Annotated in this window: 17 protein-coding genes and 1 tRNA gene; 8 read left to right on the plus strand and 10 right to left on the minus strand. The window is 55.9% G+C overall.

Annotated features, from left to right (window positions below):
* Positions 1-83: 83 nt before the first annotated feature.
* The 3 genes from B5F76_RS02270 (at position 84) to B5F76_RS02280 (ending at position 1,766) form a co-directional block, all read left to right on the plus strand.
* Positions 84-362, plus strand: coding sequence for a hypothetical protein (locus B5F76_RS02270; RefSeq protein WP_087350431.1), 279 nt, complete (start codon positions 84-86; stop codon positions 360-362).
* 146 nt (positions 363-508) lie between these two features.
* Positions 509-880, plus strand: coding sequence for a hypothetical protein (locus B5F76_RS02275; RefSeq protein WP_087350434.1), 372 nt, complete (start codon positions 509-511; stop codon positions 878-880).
* A gap of 424 nt (positions 881-1,304) precedes the next feature.
* Entirely contained in the window at positions 1,305-1,766 is a 462-nt protein-coding gene (locus tag B5F76_RS02280; RefSeq protein ID WP_087350436.1) for a Panacea domain-containing protein, read from the plus strand.
* A 519-nt stretch (positions 1,767-2,285) separates the two neighbouring features.
* Here the strand turns inward: B5F76_RS02280 and pgm are convergent.
* The 3 genes from pgm to B5F76_RS02295 all read right to left on the minus strand — a co-directional run bounded on the left by pgm (position 2,286) and on the right by B5F76_RS02295 (position 7,392).
* Positions 2,286-3,926, minus strand: coding sequence for a phosphoglucomutase (alpha-D-glucose-1,6-bisphosphate-dependent) (gene pgm, locus B5F76_RS02285; protein ID WP_087350439.1), 1,641 nt, complete (start codon positions 3,924-3,926; stop codon positions 2,286-2,288).
* A 310-nt stretch (positions 3,927-4,236) separates the two neighbouring features.
* Entirely contained in the window at positions 4,237-5,670 is a 1,434-nt protein-coding gene (locus tag B5F76_RS02290) for a Do family serine endopeptidase (protein WP_087350442.1), read from the minus strand.
* 144 nt (positions 5,671-5,814) lie between these two features.
* Positions 5,815-7,392, minus strand: a complete 1,578-nt coding sequence (locus tag B5F76_RS02295; RefSeq protein ID WP_239406926.1) for a S1 RNA-binding domain-containing protein — start codon at positions 7,390-7,392, stop codon at positions 5,815-5,817.
* 621 nt (positions 7,393-8,013) lie between these two features.
* On the opposite strand from B5F76_RS02295, the gene B5F76_RS14735 reads away from it, so the two are divergent.
* From B5F76_RS14735 to B5F76_RS02310, 3 genes are all read left to right on the plus strand, one after another.
* Positions 8,014-8,259, plus strand: a complete 246-nt coding sequence (locus B5F76_RS14735) for a hypothetical protein (protein WP_087350444.1) — start codon at positions 8,014-8,016, stop codon at positions 8,257-8,259.
* A gap of 10 nt (positions 8,260-8,269) precedes the next feature.
* Positions 8,270-8,346: transfer RNA gene (locus B5F76_RS02305), tRNA-Met, on the plus strand.
* A 65-nt stretch (positions 8,347-8,411) separates the two neighbouring features.
* Positions 8,412-10,901: an aminoacetone oxidase family FAD-binding enzyme gene (locus B5F76_RS02310; protein ID WP_162608633.1), complete on the plus strand. Its 2,490-nt coding sequence runs from the start codon at positions 8,412-8,414 to the stop codon at positions 10,899-10,901.
* 102 nt (positions 10,902-11,003) lie between these two features.
* Here the strand turns inward: B5F76_RS02310 and B5F76_RS02315 are convergent, their stop codons facing one another.
* Positions 11,004-11,627, minus strand: a complete 624-nt coding sequence (locus tag B5F76_RS02315) for a GNAT family N-acetyltransferase (protein ID WP_087350450.1) — start codon at positions 11,625-11,627, stop codon at positions 11,004-11,006.
* Positions 11,628-12,429: 802 nt separating this feature from the next.
* On the opposite strand from B5F76_RS02315, the gene B5F76_RS02320 reads away from it, so the two are divergent.
* Positions 12,430-17,082, plus strand: a complete 4,653-nt coding sequence (locus tag B5F76_RS02320) for an autotransporter domain-containing protein (protein ID WP_087350453.1) — start codon at positions 12,430-12,432, stop codon at positions 17,080-17,082.
* Here the strand turns inward: B5F76_RS02320 and B5F76_RS02325 are convergent.
* A complete protein-coding gene (locus B5F76_RS02325) occupies positions 17,079-17,816 on the minus strand; it encodes a HesA/MoeB/ThiF family protein (RefSeq protein ID WP_342633801.1) in 738 nt (245 codons plus the stop codon). The genes B5F76_RS02320 and B5F76_RS02325 overlap by 4 nt on opposite strands.
* A 946-nt stretch (positions 17,817-18,762) precedes the next feature.
* On the opposite strand from B5F76_RS02325, the gene B5F76_RS02330 reads away from it, so the two are divergent.
* A complete protein-coding gene (locus tag B5F76_RS02330; protein WP_162608634.1) occupies positions 18,763-20,754 on the plus strand; it encodes a DUF3987 domain-containing protein in 1,992 nt (663 codons plus the stop codon).
* A gap of 183 nt (positions 20,755-20,937) precedes the next feature.
* On the opposite strand, the gene B5F76_RS02335 is transcribed toward B5F76_RS02330, so the two are convergent.
* From B5F76_RS02335 to B5F76_RS02355, 5 genes are all read right to left on the minus strand, one after another.
* Positions 20,938-21,357, minus strand: a complete 420-nt coding sequence (locus B5F76_RS02335) for a helix-turn-helix domain-containing protein (RefSeq protein ID WP_087350463.1) — start codon at positions 21,355-21,357, stop codon at positions 20,938-20,940.
* A 150-nt stretch (positions 21,358-21,507) separates the two neighbouring features.
* Positions 21,508-21,852: a YkvA family protein gene (locus B5F76_RS02340; RefSeq protein WP_087350466.1), complete on the minus strand. Its 345-nt coding sequence runs from the start codon at positions 21,850-21,852 to the stop codon at positions 21,508-21,510.
* 62 nt (positions 21,853-21,914) lie between these two features.
* Positions 21,915-22,262 carry a YkvA family protein gene (locus tag B5F76_RS02345; protein WP_087350468.1) on the minus strand — a complete coding sequence of 116 codons (348 nt, stop codon included), beginning with the start codon at positions 22,260-22,262 and terminating at the stop codon, positions 21,915-21,917.
* 69 nt (positions 22,263-22,331) lie between these two features.
* Complete coding sequence (locus tag B5F76_RS02350; RefSeq protein ID WP_162608635.1) at positions 22,332-22,691, minus strand: YkvA family protein; 360 nt, start codon at positions 22,689-22,691, stop codon at positions 22,332-22,334.
* Between the two features lie 85 nt (positions 22,692-22,776).
* Positions 22,777-23,124 (minus strand): YkvA family protein, encoded by a 348-nt coding sequence (locus B5F76_RS02355; protein ID WP_087350474.1) that lies wholly within the window; start codon positions 23,122-23,124, stop codon positions 22,777-22,779.
* Positions 23,125-23,839 lie beyond the last annotated feature (715 nt).

A 23,839-nucleotide genomic window follows, 5' to 3' on the forward strand; every position in this document is an offset into this window, starting at 1 on the left:
CTTGTGAGGAAGGTCTTGATATCACTTTGTCCTTTGCTTCCTCTTTCCAGTCTTCCTCGCTTCGATCACCAAAGGAGGACGCAATGATTGCTTTCGACACCCTTGCCTACTGCAAAAAGCTGCAGGCAGCGGGAATGCCTGCGGAACAGGCTGAAGCCTTCACCTGGGCCCTGCAAGACGCCATCAGGCCTGTGGACGCTGAAGAACTTGCCATACACGGAGATCTCCTGGTCCTGCGCAAAGACCATGTTGAGGAAATGGCCAAGCAGAAGCTTTCTCTCCTCAAGTGGCTGATAGGCATGTTCATTGCCCAGTCGGGACTACTCATAGGAGTGATTGCTCTTTGCCACCAACAGCCATAGCTCCTGTGACTGATTTTTCCTTGCCTCTTTGGAATATGCCCAAGATAGGCCAATTGGGGGCAGGATTCCATGCGTAGCTGCGGGTTTCGTGAAACAGATCGACAACCCCAAAAACCATGGTTATCATGATTGGTACGGAGGTGCATATGGACGGGATCACTTTTGACACCCTCGCCTATAGCAAGAAGCTAATCGGACTCGGTTTCACCCAGGCGCAAGCAGAAGGTTTTGCGGAGCTTGCCCAGGAGGAACGTCAAAAGATTCGTGCCGAAATCAAGGCTGACTTAGAAGCTCGGGACAAGCTGGACGAGGCCACCCGCCAGCAACTCGCTACCAAGGGTGATGTGGCCGATGTTCGCCTTGAAATCGAGAAGTTGCGCAGCGAAACCAAAACAGAGATCGAGAAGCTTCGCACCGAAGCCAAGGGAATGGAATCTCGCCTCATCAAGTGGCAGATAGCCATTGCTGTTTTCGGTCTTGGCATCATGGCAAAGGGCTTCGGCTGGCTCGGTTTCTAGCCAGGACGAAAGATACCTTGCCTTTGGCACCACAGCTCGGAATCAAGGTAATATGCCTGCCCTCTTCGGCAGGACCATAGGGGTGATTGCTCTTCTCCACCAAAAGCCATAGCCCGCTACCTTTTCCTCGCCCCTTCCAGGAGGGGCTTTCTTTTGCGTTAGACCACTGCGAACTGCGCGTTCAGCCGATGTCCTTTGGATGTGGAAACTGTCATAGGAGAGCGCTGGGGGATAGAGCCGGATCAAAAGGCAGGTGAGTACAGGCACTTTGCGCGCACGGGCAGTTTGGGAGACAGCGTATGAATATTTTGGTCGTTTTTACCATTGCCGTGTTCGGAGTCATGGGTGTCGGCGTTCTTGCCGGCTATCTCCTGGACAGATATTCCTGATTGCTTCAGCCCGAAACAGGGGCAGGGAGACCGCCATGTTCGACAGCTGTGATGTTGCTGCCTATATCGCCCAAGAGTGTGTTGAGCGGAAAATCAGCTACACCAACACCAAAATTCAGAAGCTTCTGTACTGCGTGTACGGAGTGATGCTCGCGTGGAAAGGCTCGCATGTCTGTGACGAGCATCCGCACGCCTTGCCCTATGGCCCTGTCTTTCCCAGGGTTTTCAAACTGATTCACAATGGCTGTGATGTGACAGAGTATTCGACGCTTGTCCGGGACAGAGGCAGTGAAGAAATAAAGGCGGCTGTACAGAGCGTCCTGGACGTTTTCGGACCACTGCGTGCGTCCAATCTGTCTGCCTGGTCCCACTGTATCGGCTCTCCCTGGTGGAAGGTCAGAGGACAGGTTGACACCCTGAACAGGATCGTCCCCGACGAAACAATCAGAGAGTACTTCGGAGAGAAAGTTCTTGTCGCTGGGACTGTAGGCCAATAGTCCCGCGTTCGGGTTTCTCCGACATGGCACAGATCTGTCCTGCCTGGGCCGAAGGAGGCAGGCGCAAAAAAGGGCCGGGGCTGGCCCGCTTCCAAACCCCGGCTAGTTGCTCCGATCGTGAGCGCAGACCGAAGCAATCTGGCGTGACTGCAGGGGCCTTTCGTGTGTCGTTGTATCCGGTTTTCCCTGCAACCACATGCTTTTTGACAAATTTTCAATGCAATAGCGTCGAGGGACAGTCTTTTTCCCTCTTGTCCGGCCATGGGTTCCTGCACATGCAGAAAGCCTGGCGCAAAAGATGCAGGCACAACCCCTTGCATTGGCGGCAGCCGGTCGCGTAACGCAAGCTTTCTATTGACTGAAACGCGTTCTTGTCAAGAGTGTGGCAAAGATTTTTTTGGGCAGCCCCAGGGCCTAGGCAAGGACGGGACAAGGACGGGACAAAGGGGGCAAACAAGGCCCCAAAATAACAAAAGGGGTGCCGCAGCACCCCTTTGTCATGGTTTGGCTGGTCAGACTCTAGCCAAGGAGCTTTTGCAAAAAGTCCTGGGCAGTGTCCTGAATGCACTTCAGGTGTTCTTTGCCCTTGAAGCTTTCTGCGTAGAGCTTGCAGATGTCCTCGGTTCCGGAGGGACGCACGGCAAACCAGCCGTCCTTCGAGACCACCTTGAGGCCGCCAATGGCAGCGTCGTTGCCTGGAGCCCTCGTGAGTACCTCTGTGACAGGGGAGTCCCCAAGGCTTGTCATGGTCACGTCCTCCTTGCCAAGAGACCTGACCCTTGTACGCACCTTCTCGTCAGCGGGGCTGTCGATGCGCTCGTAGACAGGGGCTCCGAGCTCGGCTGTGAGCCTTTTGTAGAGCTCGCTCGGGCTTGCCTTTTCCTTGGCCATCATTTCGGCTGCGAGCAGGCAGAGGAGCGGTCCGTCCTTGTCCGTGCTCCAGGTCTTGCCGTCGAGGCAGAGGAAGGAGCCGCCAGCACTCTCTTCGCAGCAGAAGCCGCAGGTGCCGGACGAGAGCAGGGGTACAAACCACTTGAAGCCCACTGGAGTCTCCACCACCTTGCGACCGAGCATGTTGCCTGTGCGGTTGAGCAGATCCGTGGTCACCACGGTCTTGCCTATGCCGCAGTTGGCGGGCCAGTTCGTGCGGGTACGCAAAAGGTACCAGGCGCAGACCGAGAGGTAGTGGTTGGGGTTCATGAGGCCGTCGCGGGTGACAATGCCGTGCCTGTCGGAGTCTGGGTCACAGGCAAAGCACAGGTCAAAGCTGTCGCGCATGTTCAAAAGCACGGACATGGCCCAGGGGGAGGAACAGTCCATGCGGATTTTGCCGTCCTTGTCCCTGGGCACGAAGCGGAAGGTGGGATCCACGCAGCGGTTGACCACGGTGAGGTCAAGCCCGTACCTGTCCGCTATGGGCTGCCAGAGCTCCAGGCTTGCGCCGCCAAGGGGGTCTACGCCGAGTTTCAGGCCGGATTTGGCTATGGCCTCCATGTCCAGGATGTCGCCAAGCATGTCGACGTAGGCGCTGGTGTAGTCGTACTCCTCGACACAAGCCGAGGCGAGGGCTGCGGCGTAGGGGATACGCTTCACCTCGCGATTGCCGTTTGCCAGAAGCTCGTTTGCGCGCTTTTCCACCCTGCCGGTCTCGCTTGTGTCCGCGGGGCCGCCGTGGGGCGGGTTGTACTTGAAGCCGCCGTCACAGGGCGGGTTGTGGGAAGGAGTGATGATGATGCCGTCTGCCCTCTCCCTGCCCTCGTGGCTGCGGTTCCACAAAAGGATGGCGTGGGAAACAGCGGGTGTTGCCGTGTAGGCGTGATTTTTGGAGATGCGCACGCGCACGTTGTTGGCAGCAAGCACTTCAAGTGCTGTGCGCTGGGCAGGCTCGGACAGGGCGTGGGTGTCGAAGCCGAGGTAGAGGGGTCCCTCGATGCCGTCTTCCTTTCTCAGCTCGCACACGGCCTGGGTCACTGCCAGGATGTGGGCCTCGTTGAAGCTGGTTTTGAGGGAAGAGCCCCTGTGGCCGGATGTGCCGAAGCTTATGCGCTGCGAGGGCTGCCCGGGGTCTGGGACAAGCGTGTAGTAGGCGCTTACCAGGGCCGGGATGTTTTCAAGTGTTGCAGGATCGGGAAGTTTTCCCGCTTCTGGATGGATGGCCATACAAACCTCCTTGGGGCCAAGAGCCACGCGGGCCGGAAAAATTTTTTTTGATTTTAGGATGCAAGGGGAATCTTGGCAAGGATTTGGCGCGTTGAGAACATGTGACAGCTGCCTTTGCTGTACAATTGCTGACCGCCCTGTACACAAGAATGGGCATTTTCTGACCACCCTGCCCCATTGCACATTGGTCCATGTTCGAATTGCCGCATATTCATATTGCCACATGCTCGTATGGACGAGGACAAAAAAAAGAGGACTGCCTCCATATGGAAGCAGTCCTTCTTGAACTGTATGGCCCTGTCCGGTTTTCCTACTTTGCGGAACCGAGTTCGACTGTGCGGAAGATGAGGTCGCCTCTGCGGTTTACCTGCAAGAGGATGGCGCCTCTTTTAACACCTTCCTCACGCACGATGCGGGCAAGATCTGCCACGGTCTTCACGGCCTTCATGTTGGCCTTGACGATGACGTCACCGGGGCGCAGGTCCGTGTTGGCTGCGGGCTTGTCCTGGTCGATGTCGAGAATCATGATGCCGTTGTCGATACCGAGCTGCCTTGCTTCCTCGGCCTTCACGGGACGAACCTTGAGGCCCAGGTTGGCTTCGGCACTGTCTTTGGAACCTGCGGGCGCGCCGTTGTCGGCGGTCTCGAGGTTGGAGGACCTGTCGCCCAGCCTGACCTGCAGGGTCTGAGCCTTGCCATCGCGGATGACTTCTACAGCCACGCGGGTGCCGGGCTTCTTGGATGCAACGACGCGCAGAAGTTCGTCGCGATCCTCGATGTCCTGGTCGTCGATCTTGCGGATGATGTCGCCGTCCCTGATGCCTGCCTCGTCTGCGGGCTGTCCGGGCTGGACGCTCACCACGATGGCACCCTTGTGGTCCTTGAGGCCAAGGGCCTGGCCTGTGGCCTCGTCGACATCCTGGATGACGATGCCGAGCCAGCCACGGCTCACCTTCTTGCCGTCACGCACCTGGGCAATGATCTCGTTTGCCATGTTGGAGGGGATGGCAAAGCCTATGCCCTGGCCGGAGGCGATGATGGCGGTGTTGATACCAATGACCTCACCCTGCATGTTGATGAGGGGGCCACCGGAGTTGCCGGGGTTGATGGAGGCATCGGTCTGCAGGAAGTTGTCGAAGGCTCCGGCGTTGATGCGACGGCCTGTGGCGGACAATATGCCTGCAGTGACGCTGTGATCGAGGCCGAAGGGGTTGCCAATGGCAAGGACCCATTCACCGACCTTCAGGTTGTCGCTGTTGCCGAAGGTGAGATAGGGAAGCTTTTCCTTGACGTCGATCTTCAGGAGGGCGAGATCCGTCTCCTCGTCCGAGCCGACGAGGGTTGCCTTGACGTTGGTCTTGCCCTTGGCAATCTTCTCGTCCAGGGTCACGCGGATAACGTCCGCGCCGTCCACCACGTGGAAGTTGGTCACGATGTAGCCGTCGGCGGAAATGAGAAAGCCCGATCCGAGCGAGCGCTGCCTGTTCGTGTTGGGACGGCGCTTGTCACGCTGGAAGGGCTCGAAGAAGCGCTCGAATCCTGGGGGCATGCCGCGGAACATGTCTCCGAAAAAGTCCTCGGGACCTGTGGTCTTCGTGACCTTTTCGGTGTTGATGTTCACCACCGCGGGGCCACACTTGGCTGCAAGTTCGGTGAACTCGGGCAGGGAGGCTGCATTGGCGCTGGTCACAACAAGGACAAGGGCCAAAAGGGCAGCTGTCAGGGAGAAAAGGGGATTGCGCATGCAGAAAAACTCCTTTGGGAATGTCCGGAAAGAATCCAATAAAGAACCCGGGAAAGAATCCCGGGTAGCATATTGTCCGCCCGGAGCACCCCGGACGGACAATATGGGGATTATGGAAAGAGCAGACTCTTTCCCGACATTACCTTATTGCTTGTTTTCCTGAGCTCTCTGCAAGGCCTGTGCCAAAGTGTTGGAGAAGGAACCGGCCTCGTCCTGCTCGGTCTTCTGATGCTTGTGCCAATCGTTGTTGGAGGAACCACCCTTGCGAGAGGGCTTTTCCTTGCGCTCACGGGGTTCCTTGGGCTGGGGCTGCATGCCTTCGGGCACCAGGGTGATGCGGCGGGCGACGGGGTCGACGCGCTGCACTTCCAGGGTGACAGGAGCGTCCTTCTCCAGCTTCTGGTATTCCTGCTCGGTCTTGGACTGGCGCATGATGCCTTCGGGGAGAAGGCCGGTGATGCCGGGGGCCAGGGTCACAAACAGGCCGAACCTGGACTGGCTCTCGACCTTGCCTTCCACCACGCTGCCCACGGGGAAGCGGGTCTCGACGTCTGCCCACGGATCGCCCTCTGCGTCGCGCAGGCTAAGGGAGACGCGCCTGTTCTCGGTGTTGATCTCCTTGATCTTCACACGCACGACCTGGCCGGGCTGCACGATCTCGTCTGCACGGTTCACGCGCTGGGTCCAGGACATTTCGGACAGGTGCACAAGGCCCTCGATGCCGGGAGCGATTTCCACGAAGGCGCCGAAGGGTGCGATGCGCATGACCTTGCCTTCCACGATGGAACCGGGAGCGGCCACGATGGTCTCAATCTGATCCCAGGGATTGCCCTGGGCTTCCCTGATGGAGAGGGAAATGCGGGTATGCTCGTTGCCGTCCCTGCCCTTCTCCTTGCCGATCTTGAGGATCTTGGCCTGCACGGTGTCACCGGGCTTCACGACCTCGTCGGCCTTCATCACGCGGGACCAGGAGAGTTCGGAGAGGTGCACCATGCCTTCCACGCCGGGAACGAGTTCCACAAAGGCGCCGAAGTTGGCGAGACGGGTCACCTTGCCTTCCACGATGTCGCCTTCGCGGACCTGATCAAGCAGGGCCTGCAGGCTCTGCTCGCGCTGACGATCCATGAGGGCCCTGTGGGAGACAACGATGTTGCGGCCACGGGATTCCACGCGGGTGATCAGGAACTGGAAGGTCTGGCCGATGAGGCTCTCGGGGGAACCGTGAGCCATCTGGGAACCGGGGCAGAAAGCGGTCTTGCCGAGGATTTCCACGTGGTAGCCGCCCTTGCACTGCTCGGTGACCTTGCCTTCAACGGGCACGCCGTTCTCCCTGGCGTCCTCGATGGCCTGCATGCCGGCGCCGCTCATGGAGCGGGCGAGACGGATTTCGCCGGAGGAAACCTGGGTGATCCAGGCTTCCACGTCGTCGCCCACGGACACATTCACGTTGCCCTCGGCGTCACGGAAGTCGTTCATTTCCATGACACCCTCGAGCTTGGCACCGATGTTCACGAACACGGTGTCCTCGTTCATGTCCACTACCTTGCCCTGAACCTTCTGCCCTTTCTGAATGCGCACCTGGGCAATGTCCTGCTTGGCCATCAGATCGGCAAAGCTTTCCTCATCGCCAGCGTTGTCTGCGGCAGCAGCGGTTGCGGCCTCCTCGACGGGGGCTGGGGTTTCCTGCTGTTCTTCCTGGGGCATAGTCAGTTCATCACTCATGTGTTGTATCTCCTTCGAGAAACATAATTAGGCTTATGTTTCTGTAATTTGTTTCCAAGTCTCATGCGCATTTCACGCACCCCGACTTTAATCCTGTTTCGCCAGGGGGTACCCGTGGCGAAATGCCTTTTGTCAAACGCCGGCTTCCCTAAAAACTCTCGGGGAAGAGCGCCATCTGCTCCGGATGCTGATCATCCGGAATCTTGTTAATCCCTGAAGGTAGACTCTCCATATGGGCCCTTGCCTCCTGCGTGCAGGATGGACTCGGAACAGCCGGGGGAAACACAAAGGATGTGCAGACGGCGACCGGAAAAGGCATGGGGTGAGCGTGAAAGAAAGTGTGCCGGCTTTTGGGGGCCAAACAGGCCACCAGGGCCGGCTTGTGACCGGAACGGGGGATCCCTTGCCGGGAGGCCCCGGTGTGCGACCATGGATTTGCGAGAGATCCCGCACACAACTCGTTATAGTATATTGGTAAACTGCGAAAGTCCAGTGATTCGCAGGCATTTTGCAAGAAAAATTAAGGGAAAAAGGCTTTTTCCCGGGCCGGATTCGCATGATCTTGCAGGTCCCGTCCCCTGCCTGTCATCCAGGGTGTCGCATAGGAGGAGCCGGGGCGATATGGCATCCTGGGGCTGCCATCAGGGGGTGACCCGAGGGCTCAGGGTGCTGGTATTCCTTCTCCATGCTCCTGCCGGGGGACAGATGATAGACCTGGGTATGGCTCTGAAAGTGGCTCTATTGGCTGCCCTGCTGGCCGATCTAAAATTTTTTTCACAAAATCGTAAAAAAATGCTTGCCAAAGGGGGTCGATGTGTATATAACCCCTCTTCGTTGGAGCGCAGTGCTTCAGCGAAAACAAAATAGCCAACAATGTGGCAAGGTAGCTCAGCTGGTTAGAGCATGCGGTTCATACCCGCAGTGTCGAGAGTTCAAGTCTCCCCCTTGCTACCACAATGCATATACCCCGGTCAGCCAACGCTCTCCGGGGTTTTTTGCTGCAGACAAACAGGAAAACCATGTCCGCGACAGAGCAGAACTACCAGGGCCTCGAGGGCCGCGACCACAATCCTCAGCAGCCGGACGGGGCTTTGCGCGGGCGCAAGCCCAGGCAGGGCAAATTCGGGCCTCGCGCAAAATCCGGGGGCAGCCGACACCAGGAAGGTGAAAGGCAGGATAGAAGGCAGGAGCAGGCTTCCCATGACGAGCCCCGTGAGGGCCGTGGCAGGCGCGGGGGAAGTTTCAACCACAGGCGTCCCGGAGGCGAGGCTTTCGGACGCGGGGAGCAAAGGGACCATGGGGAACGTGGCCCGCGCTCTGCCCGTGACGAGCGTGGCTTTTCCCGCAATGAGCGCAGTTATTCCCACAAGGACCGCCGCGACCACAGGGATGAAGGCGCAAGTTTCGAGAGAGCCAGGAACCGGGAGGCGCACGATAGAGATGCGCGTGATGCGGACTTTGAAGGCCGTTTCGACAGGCGTGAGCGCTTTGCCCCAAAGCGCGAGCATTTTGTCAAAGACAAGGGGGATTTTTCCCGCGGCTCTGAGGGCGATGGTGGCAAACGGAACAGATTTGCCAGCGAAAGACACGACAGGCCTGCCCGTGGCGCGTGGCACGGCCGCAATGATCGTGAGGATCGCGAAAGGGCTGACGAGCGCCGTGACAGCCGTGAAGGCCGCACGAACCTGCAGCCCCGTGCCCGCTTCAGCGAACGTTTCCCGGCAAGACCAGGGGAACGCAGGGAAGGCTTTGGAGATCGCGGGGAAAGGCGCGGCTTTGGTGAGAAAGCCGGTCAGGGACGGGACGCGAGAGGCACTGGGCCTCGTCCGGACAAGTTCCAGGGCGAACGCGACTTTTGCAGGGAAAACCGCGAAGGGCCCCGTGACGATCGCCGGCAGGACCATATGAAACGCGACTTTGCGCCCACCCTTCCCCGCGAAAGAAACAAGGATCGCCACGACGCGCGCCATGACGCTCGCAAGGATCGGCAAGGCGGGTTCGACACAAGGTCTGACAGGGGGCAGGACGAGCGCCCGAATCGCCCGAACCGTCCAGAGCGCCCCGGGCGTTCGGACCGTATCTACCGCGCTGAGCCTGCGGTAAGATCAAACCGACCCGATCGTCCAGAGCGTACGGATCGTACGGACCGGCGCGAACAGCTGGACGGATACGTTTCCGGTCGGGACGATTCTGTACAGACGAAGGCAGGTGCTGCCTACGCACTTGCCCGCACGCCGGAGGACTTTGTCAGGCCTGGCGAATGGGGCTACGAGGCTGAGGACAGGTCCAGGAAGGCCATGCTGAAGGAGCGCAGCGGCCTGACAGACGTCATCATCCTGGGCGCCGGTGCCGCAGGCCTCATGTGTGCTGCCCACCTGGTAGATCTGGGCCTCAGCGTCTGCGTGCTCGACAGGAGCAGGACTCCTGCCAGAAAGCTCGCAATTGCCGGCGGAGGCCACGCCAACTTCAGCAACAGAAATCTTTCTCCCTCGCACTACGTCTGTGGGCAGGAAGGCTTTGTTGCGCCTGTGCTCGAGAAAATGGGCACTAACGCCATGGTGCGCACCATGGAGCTTCTGGGTATGGGCTATGAGGAGCGGGAAAAGGGCAAGCTTTTTTTGACCGGAACAGGTGTGGATCTTGCTCGCGCCCTGCTCGCCCGCTGTCGCAAGGGGGACTTTACCCTGCTTCTTGGCGAGCATTTGCGCGAGGACTGCGTACGCCCGGAAGCGGAGCGCATCATGGTGAGAAGCCAGGGAGCTCGTCTGGCTGCCCGCCACGTCGTACTTGCCCTGGGATCCCCTGCCTGTCCTGCAAGTGGTGCCACAGGCCTTGGCTACGCCATGGCCCAGCACCTTGGGCACAGCGTGATTACCCCGAGGGCAGCTCTTACGCCACTGACACTTCCCGAAACGAGCCCCTGGCTCGCCCTCTCCGGTGTCAGCCTGCCAGTGAAGCTCACTGTGTGCGACAAGACCATCAGCGACGACATGCTCTTCACCCGCACAGGGCTCTCCGGGCCAGCCATCCTGAAGGCCTCCCTCTACTGGAAGGAGGGCGAAGCTTTGGAAATCGACCTTCTGCCCCACGAGCTGCACGGGCTTTTCGGAGACGAGAACGGCAAGCGCACTCCGCGCTCCGTGCTCTCGCGTCTCATGCCCCAGCGCCTTGCTGACCTTGTGCTTCCGGAAAGCCTGGCCAACAGGCGCTGCGCGGAGCTATCGAGGGAAATGCGCGAGGAGCTCGAGGAGCGCGTGCACGCGCTCAAAATACTGCCTTCCTCGCGCGCAGGCCTGCGTCAGGCTGAGGTATGCATGGGCGGCGTGGACTGCGCAGAAATCGAGCCAGTCACCTTCGCAAGCAAACTCGAGAACAGGGTGAGCATCATAGGCGAGATGCTGGATGTGACCGGGCACCTTGGCGGCTACAACCTGCACTGGGCCTTTGCCTCCGCACTTCTGTGCGCGGACGCTGTGGCAAACAGCCTCTATCGCCTGCGCCGCGGATAAAGTAAAAGTCCACAAGGGCAAAAACATGAAGGAGTACCTGAAAAAAATTCGGGTACTCCTTTAGTTTTTGTACGGGCAACTGTCGGTCAGAATTGTGTTATTTCAGAGTGTTGTTTTGGAGATTGTCTGGGAAGTCCCCTGCTCTTCCAAAAGGGACAAAAAGCGCGTGCGCCACTCCTTCCAGGACGTTTTGTCGGTTTGTAGGACCGTGTGGGGCATATCCTGCCCCCTGAGGTGGATAACGATTTCCCCGCATGCGTGCATGCCAAGGCGTCCTGCCACGGCGAGAGATGACGTGTTCATGGGACGGATGGTGGCGTACATCTCTCCTGCCCCAAGGCTGTCGAAGGCATGGTCCAGAAGGAGTGCTCCTGCTTCCGTGGCATAGCCCATGTGCCAGAACCTCCTGTCCAGGATGTAGCCGATTTCCAGGCACTCCTTCCCGAAGATGGTTTTTGGGAGAATGCCCGCCTGGCCGATGATACGGTCTTCCTGTCCCTTCAGGCACAGGGCGCGATAGCCGAGCTCGGGGTTTGGAAAGCTGCGCATGCGTTCAATCCAGGAGAACACGTCCTCGCGCGTGAAGGTGTATTCCCAGGCGTACATGACCTCAATGTCCCCCATGAAGGCGTACAGGGCGTCGAGGTCGCTTTCCTCAAGCCTGCGCAGGAGAAGCCTGGACGAGACAAGGGGCTGAAGCTCTGGGTGGGGCATTGATTGGGTCATGGATGGGCTCTCCTGGTTGTGGTGGCAAAAAGTTCAGGGACGCAAGGTGAGTACCCCGGTAGTGCACGTTGCGCAAGGGCGAGCCCCGGATTTTTCTTGCGCCCCGAATGGTGTCGGGTTTTGCGACACCGTCCCGGCCTCGTTGTCAAGCGCGGCGTGCGGCCAAAGGGCTCTCCTGTCTGGAGAAGAGTGGAATGCGATCCCTCCCGGGATGGTGTCCTTGTTTGCGTCCCCAAGGTCAGTGTACTTGGCCGGCAGGCCGTGCTCTCCTGTCCGAAACGTGGCTTTTGAAAAAGTGGACTGGGGAGCGGCAGACGAAAGACGCATTTTGCTCCCTGCGTTCACCCTATGCTGTGGGGCGTGCCGCCCTGTCTCCAAACGAAAGCTGCCACAAGGAGAATGAAGAGCGTGATTTTTTGGGATCAGGAGAGCTTTTTGATTGTATTTCTCCTGTTTGTGATGACATATGATCGCAATTTTATCGGGGCAAATGTCGTCAGATACTCTGTCAGTTTTCCGTTTTCTCGCATGGGCGACCAACATCGCATAATCGTTGAACAAACAGGGAAATGATTTTTACATTCTCATAATTTGACGCATGAGAACTATTGTCACTTTACAACACGTGTGCTATCAGGATTTCACAATTCTCCTGACAGAGTATCTGTCAGCTTTTCGTAACAGCGGGTCATGCGCAAATCGGCTCCTGAAGCCGTTTTCAGGTGAAAAGGGCTTTGGAAGTCGTGGGACTGTATTCCGAGCGCTGACTCAATCCGCAAGGTAACAGAGAGGAAAGGTTCATATGAAACAGACAAAGGGAGCTATTGGCAATCTGCTCAACCGTTATAGGGCAGTGCTGAAGAAGTGCCATCTGCTCAACACCTTTGGCTCGCTGGCAGTGGCCAGCATGCTGGTTATGGGTGGGGCAGGCGTAGCGCAGGCCACAACAGTTATGAGTGGAGAAGAGTTGCTCAATGCAGTAACTGAGGCCACACACGATGGTGCAATCACAGTAGGGCAGGATATTTCCCAAGGCGTGGGCGTGTCATTTCCCTCTAATCACGATGTAACCATTGATTTTGGTGGTCATACATATACTGCCTACAAGGATCCTGCTGGTTCTGAAAAAACAAAATCCCAGCTCTTCCAATTGCTTAAAGACAGTACTATTACTTTAAAAAACGGAAATTTAAATGTTTCATCTGAGGCTTCCGGACGATTCTTGATGGTACTCCAAAACTACAGCAACCTCACATTGGAAAATATGGTTGTTGACGGTACAAATCTCCAAGGTAGTAGCCCGTATATTATGAGCAATAATTACGGAGATATTACTATTAGTAATTCAACAATTATTGCAAAGGATGGGGGTATTGCTTTTGATGTGTATTATGGTCTTTATGATACATATGATGCAGTTGGTATTAATGTAAATGTTGAAAAATCTACTATTACTGGTAAAATTGAAGTAACTGTTGCTGATAGAGTCTCAGAACTGGCAGAGGGTGCAAAGCATAAACTCTCTCTTTCAGGTGGTACACTTACAGGTGGATTGAAGACAGAGGGAAATGGTGCACAGCTGGAAAACTGGGGCACAACGACTATTTCTAATGTTGTCATCAGTAGCAATGAGGCTTCTGGATATGGCGGTGCCATTTACAATAGTGATGACAAGAACGGAGCCAAAGGCATTCTCACTCTCAATGATGTCTCTCTGACAGGAAATCAAGCCAACTTTGGTGGCGCCCTGTGGAACGATGGTACTGCCTACATCAGTGGAAAAGACTTCACTGGAAATAACGCGATCTCTGCTGGTGGTGCTATCTACAATAGCACTGATGCTACGCTTACTCTTGATAGTGTGACATTTGAGAGCAACACCAGTGCCAAATCAGGTGCCATCAATAACTATGATGGTACAGTCAATATTACTGGCAGTAGATTCGTAAACAACTCTGCCGGTACAGGCATGGGTGGCGCCATCTCCAACGTGTCCGGGAAAACGGACAAGGAAGGCACCATCAATATCGTCAATTCCGAATTTGACGGCAATAATGGTGGCAACGGTGGCGCCATATGGCAGGGAACCGAAGGTGTTGTCAATATCACGGGAAGCACTTTCACAAACAATACAGCTTTAACCGGCGATGTGCAGCAAGGCGGTGCCATAACAAACGCCGGCAAGATGACAGTTGCCATGAGTGAATTCAGTGGCAATGAAGCTGGCAAAATTGGTGGTGCAATTGCTAACGTCGATCAAAATGGGGCTTCTTTTGTCAACAAACTCAAGCTTGAGAACATCGATGTTCATGACAACTGGGCAGGCGAATCCGGCGGTGGTATTTATAATAGTGCCAATCAAACAATAGACTTCACCGGAACAAATGCCATCGTTGACAACTATGCTGGTGAAGATCGTACAGCTAATGATCTTTACAATGCAGGTTCAGTTAATATCAACGATGGTTCAACTACAATCGCTGCACTTACAAATGATACTGGTGCTACAATAACAGTAGCTGCTGAAAATACAGCTGCCACACTATCCATCACGCAAAGCTGGACTGGTAACGGAAAAGTTGATGTCAGAGGCCTTGGCACATTTGCTGTCAACAAGGACGTTATTCTGGACGCAGACAACACTGTCAAAGAAGGATTAACTCAAGCATCACTTGAAGATGGAGCCATCTACAAGATCAATGGTCTTGATGGTGGTGAATTCACTACAGATGAGTTGACAAGCATCAAAGAAAGTCTTCTTGGTGCTGGAGCAAATGGTCTGATGAACTTTGGCAATATAACAATCAGCGATATTGAGACTACTGATTGTGGAGCTGGAGATCACATTGCCTATAATCCTGACTCTGGCATAACATCAACTGCCTATACAGCTGATGTTACAAGTGTTCAAAATGGTAGCGGCATAGAAGGTGCATTCAAGAGTATCCATCTGACTGATACAACAGATCAACTTGTTGCCAAGGGAAATCTCAATCTTGCAGGCTTTGAGGCAAATAGTGAAAACAATGCACTTGTCATGAATAGCAATGGGGGAACAAGTGGTTTGCGCATTGGTAGTGCTCTTGGCGGTGCTGATGGTAAAACTAGCGTTGTTACCCTTGGCGATCTAACCAAGGATAACACTGGCTCTTTGGGCCAAGTGTCCATGAATGCCGGCAATGGAAAAACTGCTACACTTCAAGTTTTCGGTAATGGTAATGCGAAATTTGAAATTGGTGAGATTTCTACAGCTACAAGTGATAACACTGTTTGGGTAGATGGTGCCCACCTGACTACAGGTTCTATTGCCCCTTACGCAAATCAGGTCCTGAATAAGCTGTCTGTCAACAATGGTTCTGTAACAACAAATGGCACAGCCCTTATTGGAGACATTGACCTGGCTGACGGAAGTACCTTTACTACCAAGGCTACAGAAGCTGAAGGTAGTGGTGCCGTTACCGTTACGGGCAAAGTAACTGGTCAGGGTGAAGTGATCGCTGACAAGAGCCTGACTTTTAAGAATGGCTTGACTACAGGCGAAGAGGCCAACTTACTCCTAACCGCAGGTACCGATGAATACACTGGTACTGTCTCCTTCGAAGGAAACTTGGTTTCAACTGTAGGTACGGTTTATATTGATGCTGATACGCTGACAGTTAACGGCACAACCACATTGGTCGAAGACACTGTCAGGGCAGGTCAATGGATTCCCGGTAACTCTATTACTGCCGAGGACTCCCTCGTTCAGGTCGGTCAGTTTGGCAATGATGAAAACGGAGCATCTTCTCTCACCCAGAACCTCGATTTGAATGGCAATACCCTGTTTGTGCACGGAAGCACTGATGGTGCAACGTTGGCTCAAGCACAGCAGGCCGCTGCCGGACATCAGGGAACAGCCTATTACACCAACAAGACTCTGAACCTTGCAGAGGCCAACGGCAAGCTTGCTGCGGGTACTGTTGATCTCGGCGATAACGCTGTTGCCTTTGGTGCAGATTCCATGCTTATTGTGGACAGCTCAGCTCTGGATAAGGGTCAAGCCTTTACGTATGGCACAGTAACCGGTCCCGGAGCAGCAACTGCAAGTGTTGCCGAGGGAGCCCAGCTGCACGCCGTCAACGTCCAGCATGGCCAGAACGTAGTCATCTTTGGCGACGGCTTTGCTCAAGGTATGGATACTGTTGCGGGATGGGATAGCGTCACCACCGACACGCCCATGCTGACAGCCTCATACGACAACACCACTAACAGTCTGAAGATTGATGCCCAGAATGCCAGGGACGTCTACCCCGATCTGAGCGATGAGATGGCCTCTCTGGTTAACCAATACTATATCGAGGGACTCAATACTACGGGAAAGGGCGCTGGTAGCGAATTCCTCCGCCGTGCTACCCATGGGGATCGCTATCTTGCCGGTGACAGAAAGGCTGCTGCCTCCACCATCGAAAGCGCTGCCCGCATCGCCTTTGCAGGCGCTGTGCCGCAGATGACCAAGATGGCTTCCGACGCTGCAACCAACGCGGTTGTCAACCGTCTGGGCTTTGCCAATCCTGACAATGGCGCAAAGGCCATGAACGTGGACGGCAAGCTTGTGGACGACAAGGCTCTCGGTCTGGCCCTCTGGATCGCTCCCCTGTGGTCCAACCAGACAGGCTTCGGCATGGAAGCCGGAAACCTTGACTACGGCTACAATGCCAACCTCGGCGGCATCTCCCTTGGTGCCGACTACACCTGGGCAAACAACATCCGCGCTGGTCTCATCTTCAACATCGGTGGCGGCTATGCCGAAAGCGCCGGTGGCGATTTGAGCGAGACTACCAATTCCATGACCTTCTGGGGTGTTGGCGCCTACGGCGGCTGGGAGTACAAGAACTTCGCAGTCATGGCCGACGTTTCCTACACTTCCACCTGGAACTCCGTGGACCAGGACGTTGATCATCGTATGGGTATGGGTGACCTTGAGGCCGACATCCAGGCATCTGCCATCAGCGCCGGCCTGCGCTTCGAGTACAAGCTCGAGACCCAGTACCTCGATTTCATCCCCCATGTTGGCGCCCGCTACATGAGCATCAATACTTGGGGCTACGACGTGGATTCCTCCATGGGTACGATCCTCGAGGGCGACGGCTTCCAGCAGAACATCTGGACCTTCCCTGTGGGCATCACCTTCAGCAAGGAACTCGAGATGAACAACGACTGGTACTTCAAGCCCAGCGTTGACTTCACCGTCATTCCTGCTGCTGGCGACATCAAGGCCAAGGAAGACGTGCGCTTCTGTGATGTGCCGATTTCGGCCGAACTGGAAACGCAGATGATGGACTACTTCACCTGGCAGGGTGGTGTTGGTCTTGAATTCGGCAACGACAACATGAGCGTTGGCGTGAACTACACCCTGCAGGCAGGCCAGAACTCCACTGGTCACGGCGTGTTCGGCATGTTCCGCTACGAGTTCTAATCCCCCATCAACCCTCTAACCTTCATACGACCGGCTGCGGCAGACCTGCTCCCTTTGTCTGCCGCAACCTTCCTTCCGAATGCAAAGGGCCACGCTTCGTCTCCTAGAGTCTGGCCCTTTGCTTTGTTTTGGTGACGTGCAGAAAGTCCTGACGGCAGGCTGTACCAGAGGCAGCTGTCGCAAGACTCCCCTGCCCTTCGGCCGGTTCGTTGCCTGGCAGGATGAGGGGTACAGGCCTGCGAGGCGCATGACTTCCGGCTCGGCCCCGAAGGCGAAGCCCTCGTTGCCAAGAATAGCTTGCACAAGGGAATTCCCTTCGCGCAGGCCGCCTCCTCGAGCATCTTCTTCCTGGGTATGGAGTCCAGGTAATTCTCCACGGCGTCGCAGCCGAACAAAAGCTCAGGCAGGTTCTCCGGATCCGCTGCTACTTCACGCGCGTCTATCTCCATGTGCGAGGCCATGCCAAGCAGGCCATCCCTGCAGGCAAGGACCTTGGGCCGGCTCAGGGTCTGCTCTGTGCAGAAGCACTGGCGGTTGATATGGCTCTCCTCGAAGACGCCGGGATCGCACAGGCGAAGGGCGCCTATGCCAAGGCGCGCCAAAAGAGCGGCAACGTGACCGCCAAGGGCGCCGCAGCCTGCGATGAACACCATGCTTTCAAGCAGGCGTGCCAGTGCTGTGCCATGCTCGCTATTCCCTCGCGCCGGACGCGGACAATGCCGTCTACCCCGCAGATGGTGTCATCGCGCAAAAGAGAAGGGAGGTTGTTGTTCTCGCTCATGGGAACTCCCAAGGCTAGGCAGTCGCAGGAGCGGGCGTTGGTGTTTCGCCAACATCCCCTCAAAACTGCTTGTGGACCTGTTTGCAGGAATAAAGCAGCTGAAATGCCCTGCCCCGCAATATGCCTGCCACATCCCGAGCAACTTTTGTCCATGAAAGAGTGCTCTGAACGGGAAAAGGCATTGCCCTTCCCTGCATTCCTGGCGCCGTATCATGCGAAAAAACCCCGGAACAGCCCGAAAAAGAACAGGGGATGCTTCCTTGCGCCAGGAAATGCGGTCTGGTCGGATTGTCAGGGACTTCACCTTGCATGGGATGCTTTCCGGGCCCCGGGGAATTAGACGGTTGTCCCTCTTGGTCTGTCCTTGCAAGAGAAAACATGGCATGCGTTTTCAAGCAGACTGACGGATCAAAGGACAAACCCCGGCTGTATCCTGGCCGAAACGAAGGGCTTCGGGACAGGGAATCTGGTCTTGTCCTTATACTGGCATGCTTTTTGACGAGAGATATTTTCGGAAATTCACCGGGTAGAAAAACGCAACTATTTGAAATCAAGTGATTTTTATAACTTATGATGCGACATTCGGATTTTTTGGGAGAGGGATTGACAATATTTGGGTTCTGCATTATTTCGAAGATGTCAAATTTTTTTGTGCCATGCATGAACGTGGTTGCAAGTCCTTCAACCCTGACAGCGTGGCATGGCTGGGGATGCTTCCCTGGTCGCAGTTTTTCCTCCTGTACACCTTGTTGAAAGGTGGGTCTTCCTGTCTGCCAACCGCAATCGTGGCTGTTTTTGCGGACTTGAGGCAGGATGGGAAGATCTGGCGTAAGCCAGGAGCGAAGCCCGGGACCGGGAACGCAAAGAGAACAGGCAACAGAACCGACAATGGAGATCCTATGGTTATATCGACCCCTGACAAGGAAGGCCTCGGGGCTTCCGAAATGGATGACAGCATCCTGACAGTAGATTTTGTACCGTGCGTGGAGGAAGGGCAGGCTGACAACAAGTCTGGCAAGAAGGCCGGCAGGAAGACCAGGAGTTCAGGCAGGAAGAAGGCCGGCGCGAGTGCACGGAAGAGTGTCAGGCCTGACGCGAAGGGCAGTTCCACTGCGCCTTCAGAGGCTTTGGAGACAAAGGTTGCGGAGTGGACAACGCCAGTCCCCTTCGCAACACAGAAACTCCCGAGGCTCGACTGCACAAAGCTTCCCCCTGTTCTCGGGGATTTCTGCCGCGGATTGTCCAGCGAAATGCAGGTTTCCGAAGAGAGCGTCCTTGCCAACGCTCTGGCCGCAGTCGCTACCTGCGCCCAGAGCACCTATAGTGTCGAACTCTACGGAACAAGCACTATCCAGCCAACCAATCTCTTCATTATGTCTCCCCTGCCCTCGCAAAGCCGCAAGCGTGCTTCCCTCAAGACATGCCTTGGCCCCATAGCAAGGTGGGAGCAGGCCCAGGCGCGTGAAGTCGAGCCCATCATCACCAGGGAAAACTTGCGCAAGATGATCACAAGGAGGAACATTCGCAAGCTTGCAAGGGAAGCCCAGAACGCCCAGGTGGCAAGAAACGGGGAAGCCTTCGAGGCACTGCTCACGCAACTGACCGACCTTGAGATGAGCCTCAGGAATTCGACCATCCTCCCCCGGCTTGTGACGGACACGCTGGCAGGGCTTGAGGAAACCGTGCACGAGCAGCACGAAACACTCACCCTGGCAAGCGCTGACGACAACTGCCTCGACATCCTCTCCTCCGCCTCCTCAAGGTCCGCGAAGGAGCTTGTGGCAAAGGCATGGGATGCCGAACCCTACACTGCGCAGAAGAAGGACAGGGTCTACCACATGCGGCCAAGGCTCACCATGGCCCTTTCTCCGCAGAAAAGCGCCCTTGCGGATCCACGGAAGGTCAAGCTTCTGCAGTCCAGGGGCCTTGCCAGGAACTTTGTCTACTTCATGCCGGATGAGACGCAAACTTTTGCAAATGGCAGCAAGGTGTCGAAGGAAGGCAAGATGGAGAAGGAAGTCGCCAATGCCTTCTTCGAGAGGGTCTTGCGTCTCTTGCCCGCTTCCTGGAATGCGCCCGAAGAGGCGCGCATGCTCACCCTTTCCCCTGATGCCGAGTTGATGTGGCTTGGGTATCGGGACAAGGCAGAAAAGCTTTGTGAGGGCCTCGATGCACCCATGCAGGAGTGGGCCACAGCATTTGCAAACGAGACAGTGGGGAGGATAGCCGCTCTCTTCCACCTTGTCTCTTGCGACAACCCGAGAACCGATCTTGTCGTCTCCTCCGAAGAGATGGAACAGGCCCTTGCTCTCGGAGACCTTCTCTTCGAACACGCAAAGGCAGCCTTTGGGCTCATGCTTCAGGAAAGCCCGGCAGAGGCAGCAGGCAAGATCCTTGATCTTGTCACGCGCAACAGTTGGAGAGTCTTCTCAGCCAGGGAGTGCTTCCAGTCTTTGAGGGGCCAGGCGCTTTTCCGCACCATGAAGCCCCTGAACACGGCGCTCGAGGCCCTTGTTGAACACGGCTACATCCGCACAATTACCGTGAAGGGCAAGAGCGGCAGGCCCATGGAACGCTTTGAGCTCAACCCCGCAGTGGTGCAAACCAGGAACGTCGGGAATGCAGGCGTTGCCGCTCCCGGCGCAAGCGACCAGGTGAATGAGAGCGTCCCTGCCGCAACCCTGGACACAAGCTGCGAGGGCGATCTTTCTTCCCAGACCCCTGGTGAGGCAGACGCCGCAACAGGCAGTGACGCGCCTGAAGGCAAGGTGGCAGAAGCCGAAGGCAGTGCTGAAGGCAATGCAGAAAGCTGTGCTGGCGGCAGCTGCGCCCAGGTCCCTTTTCCCCGTACGCAGAACCTGCCTGGAGTAGCCCCACAGGAAGCACAATAACGCCGGAAGAGTTGGCTGCTACATGGGCCCTCTGGATCGTGCTCTGGCTTGTTCTTTTGATGTGAAATTGCGATGATGGCACCCAAGCCCGCCAGGCCCCTGTTCTGTCGGAAGGTTGCCGGACTTCGGAGTTCAGCCATGAGCAGGAGGTCAGAAATACAGTCTGTGACCGTTTTGTTTCTCCTACTTTTTGTCGGACTTGTCCTCCTGGCTGTCCGACTGCCTGTCCGGTTTGTTGCCGGCCATCTTGCTGACGATATCGGCAAAGGACTTGCCTATGGGAGCCTTCATGATCCCGAAAAGGGTCAGGCCCATCAGCGGCAATGGCATGATGGGCAAAGCGCTTATGAAGGCAAGCACACCGGCAGCTGCGGGAAGACCTGTCTGCTTGTTCTTGCACATGTTCAGAAGGGCCTCCCTGTGTTCGGGATCTTCGAGCGCCTGCTGAAGAAAGAGGAGTTTTTTCTCGGAGCTTTCCACAGGCTTTGCCTGGCCCTGTTCGTACCTGCTCACGGAAGTCTTGGTAACTCCCAGGATCTTGGCAAGGTCGTCCTGGCTGAGATTGAGCGCCTCGCGAATGGCCTTGATTTCTGTGGTGTCCATGACGTTCTCCTCCCGAAGGGCAAATTTCCCTGACAAGGGTTCCTACTGTTGTTTGGCTCCCTTGTCAACGAATGTACCTTGCATCTGCATACACATATGCAACAATGCGCGGGGTAGATTCTGCCCGGGCTGACCTGCCCCATGCGCCGGCTACTTCTGGAGGTTCTCCACGGCCTCGTCAGCCCTTGCCTTCACGTCGTCCGTGACGAAGGTGGCGACTGTCGCGAGGGTGGAGGCGAGTACACCTATGTCGTCGACAAAGCCCAGGCCTGGAATGAGGTCTGCCACCGCGTCGAGGGGCAGGATGAAGTATCCCAGGGCCCCGACAATCAGCGCCTTGGCCCAGGTCGGCGTTGCAGGGGACTTCAAAACGTACCAGAGTTCGTACACCTTCCTGAGGATTGTCCTGCCTAGCCCCCTGTTTTCCGAGAGCTTGCGGGCAAGCTCTTCGACAGAAAAATGTCTTGCGTAGGCCGTATAGTCTGTTCTGTTCATGCTGATCTTCCCCTGATGTCCATATCTGTGGCGTTACGGTTGCGATCCTTCCCTGGCATCCCCTATCCCAGAAGCCTGTTGACGGCCTCCTCTGCCCTTGCCTTTACCTCATCGGTGACATAGAGGGCAATGGTTGCCAGAGCCGAGGCAATGACGCCTGCGTCGTCCACGTATCCTGCGCCCGGGATGAAATCCGGTATGGCGTCCACAGGCGAGATGAAGTAGCCGAGTGTGCCCACGATCACGGCCTTGGCCCAGGCCGGGGTGCCAGGCGCCCTGAACGCGTACCAGAGCTCGAAAACCTTTGTAAGGAGAGTCCTGCCAAGGCCCTTGTTGCGGGCTATCTTGTTGTGCAGCCCCTCCTCGGAATAGCTTTTCGTGTAGGCTGTAGTATCTATTGTTTGAGGCATGATATGTCTCCCTTTCGTGCCATTTGGAGGGGAGCCGCAGTGATGCGACTCCCCGGGGCCCCTGTTGCCCTATCCCAGAAGATCGTCCACGGCCTTCTCGGCCTTGTTCTCGACCTCGTCAGTGATGTTCGAGCCAACCGCTGCCAGAGCCGACGCTATGACTGCCGCGTCGTCCACGTAGCCCACACCCGGGACCAGATCGGGAACTGCGTCGGCAGGGGAAATGAAGTAGCCTATTGCCCCGACGATCACGGCCCTGGCCCAGACAGGCGTGTCCGGGGACATGAAGGCGTAGCCAAGCTCAAGAACGCTCTTCAGAAGCTTGCGGCCAAGGCGCCTGGTCTTCGAGAGCTTGGCCTTCAGCGCTTCTTCCGAGTAGTGGTCCGCATAATCGGCGCAGTTGCTGGCGTAGTCGATGGTCTCTGCCATATGGACATTTCTCCTGCTTGTGTCTTCCGCTTGTGCGCAGCGTTTTTGTTGGCAGGTGGGGCAGACGTTTGTGCCCCACCGATTGCTACATGAGATTGTCGACAGTCTGTCTTGCCCTCCTTTCCATGTCGTCTGTGACATACATGGAGATGGTGGTCAGGGCTGTAAGGATGACGCCTGCGTCGTCTACGTAGCCCAGTCCGGGAATGAAATCCGGCGTGGCGTCCACGGGGCATATGAAGTAGCCGAGGGCTCCGATGATGACTGCCTTGGCCCAGGCCGGGGTGTCGGGGGATCTGAAGGAATACCAGAGCGCAAAAAGCTTTCTGAAGAAGCTTTTGCCAAGGCCCCTGTTTTTCGCCATCTTGTCGAGCAGATTGGCCTCCGAGCAGTGCCTTGCGTAGCCTGAATAGTTGCTGTCCGTCTTGACCATGGAGGGTTCCTCCCGAAACCGTGACTGAAGCTGTTTGAATTTGTGGTTGGCATTTGTACCTTTTTGAGGGTGGCCTTTTGTCCACAAAAACAGAATAAATCCGTGCAATATTTTGTCAACAGAAATTTTCAAGATTTTTGAAAATTTTGCTGTACTCAAATGTTACGTCGTTTGTAACTTACTCTGGTACTTGTTTGCTTCCTAGCCTCGCGATACAAAGAAGGCGAAGAAGCTGATTACCCCCACGATCGGGAGGCCCTGTTCTCCTGTCCTTGCGACACGCTTTTGCTGGAATACCACAGAAGAAAAACCACAGGGGCTTCGGGATAGAACGGTGGTTCTCTGAGGCCCCACATCCCGTACTCCCTGCTGTAAAAGAGTTCTCCTCTCTCTAGCCACACTTCCGGACACGACCATTTCTGTCGCCCTTTCAGTCCACTGACAAGTGGATTGAAAGGGCTTTTTTTAGTAAGATTGAGCCCTCTTTTTTTTGTTGCTAAAGAGGTTTTGTGCTTAGGAATTGTTGCATTTTTTAATGTACTTCTCTTTCCTCAGGCTTTTTGAGGTTTCTCTGTTTGACTGAGCTCAAGAAATATAGTCCATCAAATGACAGTGAAAAAATCAACATTGCCTGCTTTTCAGCAGTTGCATTTCTCTGGAAAGTATTCCAAAATTTCTCAATTTGGATGCATGAAATAACGTATTGTTTTACTAC

Origin of the sequence: Desulfovibrio sp. An276 (assembly GCF_002159665.1) — a bacterium.
Classification (GTDB): domain Bacteria; phylum Desulfobacterota; class Desulfovibrionia; order Desulfovibrionales; family Desulfovibrionaceae; genus Desulfovibrio; species Desulfovibrio faecigallinarum.

Excerpts from the sequence above, each read along its gene's own strand:
- B5F76_RS02350 (WP_162608635.1), bottom strand. The coding sequence starts at position 22,691 with ATGGCAGAGACCATCGACTACGCCAGCAACTGCGCCGATTATGCGGAC.
- B5F76_RS02280 (WP_087350436.1), top strand. The coding sequence starts at position 1,305 with ATGTTCGACAGCTGTGATGTTGCTGCCTATATCGCCCAAGAGTGTGTT.
- B5F76_RS14735 (WP_087350444.1), top strand. The coding sequence starts at position 8,014 with ATGGCATCCTGGGGCTGCCATCAGGGGGTGACCCGAGGGCTCAGGGTG.
- B5F76_RS02355 (WP_087350474.1), bottom strand. The coding sequence starts at position 23,124 with ATGGTCAAGACGGACAGCAACTATTCAGGCTACGCAAGGCACTGCTCG.
- B5F76_RS02345 (WP_087350468.1), bottom strand. The coding sequence starts at position 22,262 with ATGCCTCAAACAATAGATACTACAGCCTACACGAAAAGCTATTCCGAG.
- B5F76_RS02290 (WP_087350442.1), bottom strand. The coding sequence starts at position 5,670 with ATGCGCAATCCCCTTTTCTCCCTGACAGCTGCCCTTTTGGCCCTTGTC.
- B5F76_RS02335 (WP_087350463.1), bottom strand. The coding sequence starts at position 21,357 with ATGGACACCACAGAAATCAAGGCCATTCGCGAGGCGCTCAATCTCAGC.
- B5F76_RS02270 (WP_087350431.1), top strand. The coding sequence starts at position 84 with ATGATTGCTTTCGACACCCTTGCCTACTGCAAAAAGCTGCAGGCAGCG.
- B5F76_RS02275 (WP_087350434.1), top strand. The coding sequence starts at position 509 with ATGGACGGGATCACTTTTGACACCCTCGCCTATAGCAAGAAGCTAATC.
- B5F76_RS02315 (WP_087350450.1), bottom strand. The coding sequence starts at position 11,627 with ATGACCCAATCAATGCCCCACCCAGAGCTTCAGCCCCTTGTCTCGTCC.
- B5F76_RS02330 (WP_162608634.1), top strand. The coding sequence starts at position 18,763 with ATGGTTATATCGACCCCTGACAAGGAAGGCCTCGGGGCTTCCGAAATG.
- B5F76_RS02340 (WP_087350466.1), bottom strand. The coding sequence starts at position 21,852 with ATGAACAGAACAGACTATACGGCCTACGCAAGACATTTTTCTGTCGAA.
- B5F76_RS02310 (WP_162608633.1), top strand. The coding sequence starts at position 8,412 with ATGTCCGCGACAGAGCAGAACTACCAGGGCCTCGAGGGCCGCGACCAC.
- B5F76_RS02320 (WP_087350453.1), top strand. The coding sequence starts at position 12,430 with ATGAAACAGACAAAGGGAGCTATTGGCAATCTGCTCAACCGTTATAGG.
- pgm (WP_087350439.1), bottom strand. The coding sequence starts at position 3,926 with ATGGCCATCCATCCAGAAGCGGGAAAACTTCCCGATCCTGCAACACTT.
- B5F76_RS02295 (WP_239406926.1), bottom strand. The coding sequence starts at position 7,392 with ATGAGTGATGAACTGACTATGCCCCAGGAAGAACAGCAGGAAACCCCA.